Source organism: Micromonospora sp. H61, assembly GCF_018070325.1.
Taxonomy (GTDB): domain Bacteria; phylum Actinomycetota; class Actinomycetes; order Mycobacteriales; family Micromonosporaceae; genus Micromonospora; species Micromonospora salmantinae.
The window spans coordinates 1-1624 of sequence record NZ_JAGPXY010000207.1; the positions used below are offsets into that span (position 1 = coordinate 1).

Below are 1624 nucleotides of genomic sequence, written 5' to 3' on the forward strand. Positions count from 1 at the left end.
GTGGTGATCGGTGGCCTGGTCGCCGCGGTCACCGATCACCACCGAACAGACGCCGATCGCGGTCAGGACGGTTGCCGGGTTCGGCTGTGGACCGCGCCGCGGGGCGGGCGGCGACGTCGCGCTCAACTGCTGCCCGGCGGGTTGCTCGGCCCTGCCGGGTGGTCGGCCGAGGCGGTCACTCCCGTCGGTCGGTGACGACGCTCAGCAAGACCGCGGAGTCGTCGATCGCGGTCAGGTCATGGCGGGCCGGTGGGATGATCAGATAGTCACCTGTGGCCGCTTCCCAGGAGTCGTCGCCGGCACTCAGGCGTACCCGCCCGGCCAGGACCTGCAGCGTTGCCTCACCGGGGCTCTCGTGCTCGCCGAGCCTCTGGCCCGCCGCTAGGGCGAGCACCGTCTGACGCAGGGCGTGTGTCTGCCCGCCGTGGATCGTGCGGGCGCTACGCCCGGCCGACGAGGCATGAGCCGCGGCGACTTGCTCCTCGGCCAGGGCGGTCAACGACAGGGCATCCATCAGGATCCTCCGACAGCGCTCAGGTGGGCCACGCACCGGTCTGGTTGAACAAAGGGGTCGAGTCGGTCGACCGTGATGGGCGAGGCCCACGACTGCATCGCGCCCTGCATCAGGCCCAGGTGTGCCGGGCACACGACGTCGGTCCGACTGATCGCGAGCTCGAAAAACGGGCAGTGCCGCAGGTCGATCTGTGGCCGGTCGCCACCGGCGGGTCGCTCGGGTGCGAAGCCTAACTCGTCGAGCAACCGCATCAGCCGCTCAACAGATTCATCCGGGTCGGGTGCTTCGTCCGGTGCGGTGGCGTCGATGATGGTGGACGCATGGTGACGTCCCCAGAGGCGTCCGGTCGCCAAGACCCGGCTGCTCGGATCTGGATCGGCCGCGATCACCTCGGCGAGTACTTCGGCGAGCACCCGGAAACGCCGGGGACCCATCGGATCCATGCGCCGTACCGCATGGAACAGTTGCGGTGGACGTCCCGGGCTGCGGGAGTCGGTGGTTGTGCGCTCGACCCGACCGTCACTGACCAGGCTCTCGAGATGAAACCGTGCGGTGTTGACGTGGATCCCGAGCCGTTCGGCGATTTCGGCGACAGTCATCGGGCTGCGCGCGTCCCGCAGCAGCCGCAACACCTGTCCGCGGCGGCCTGCCGCGTGCTGGCCCGGCTCCGGCGACGTCATGGCATTTCCTCCACCTCGGTTCGGCGCGGCGGGCCGACCACCATCATCGTGATCGTGGGGCGAGCCGTGCTTGCGGCCCCACCGGATGATCGCCGTGCACCGGCACGACCGGGAAGCAGCAGCGAGCAGGAAACCTTCTCGGGCAGATAAGGCATCAGGTGGCTCGCGAGGTCGTCTTGAAAGGCGATCACCGCCGCCGATGAACCAGCCTGCAGGGCCCGTGGTGCACCACTCGTCGGGTTGGAGGTAAGGAACGAATGACCTCGTACGCGCGGTCCACGGGGCATCCGTCGGCGCGCACGGTCCACAAGCCCCGCGCACGGCTGGAGAATCGCGCACCTCATGATCCAGAGTTTACACAAGACCTGGTTGTAGACACTATGGAGCGGGAGAATCGCGATGTCATCTCCGACCGTAAGTGAGATGGGTT

General features: G+C 68.2%; 3 protein-coding genes. 1 reads left to right on the top strand and 2 read right to left on the bottom strand.

Translation table 11 applies throughout. The features are described 5' to 3' along the window. Nucleotides 1-195, top strand: a 195-nt coding sequence (locus KBX08_RS33160; RefSeq protein WP_210787698.1) for a hypothetical protein, incomplete at its 5' end; no start/stop codon positions are given. Here the strand turns inward: KBX08_RS33160 and KBX08_RS33165 are convergent. Further along, entirely contained in the window at nt 176-514 is a 339-nt protein-coding gene (locus KBX08_RS33165; RefSeq protein WP_112674638.1) for a cupin domain-containing protein, read from the bottom strand. The two genes, KBX08_RS33160 and KBX08_RS33165, sit on opposite strands and share 20 nt — an antisense overlap. After that, nucleotides 514-1194 carry a metalloregulator ArsR/SmtB family transcription factor gene (locus KBX08_RS33170; protein ID WP_210787699.1) on the bottom strand — a complete coding sequence of 227 codons (681 nt, stop codon included), beginning with the start codon at nt 1192-1194 and terminating at the stop codon, nt 514-516. Before KBX08_RS33170 ends, KBX08_RS33165 begins: the two co-directional genes overlap by 1 nt. Nucleotides 1195-1624 lie beyond the last annotated feature (430 nt).

Bases quoted from the DNA above. Each gene is read 5' to 3' on its own strand.
- KBX08_RS33165 (WP_112674638.1), bottom strand. From the start codon at position 514: ATGGATGCCCTGTCGTTGACCGCCCTGGCCGAGGAGCAAGTCGCCGCG.
- KBX08_RS33170 (WP_210787699.1), bottom strand. From the start codon at position 1,194: ATGACGTCGCCGGAGCCGGGCCAGCACGCGGCAGGCCGCCGCGGACAG.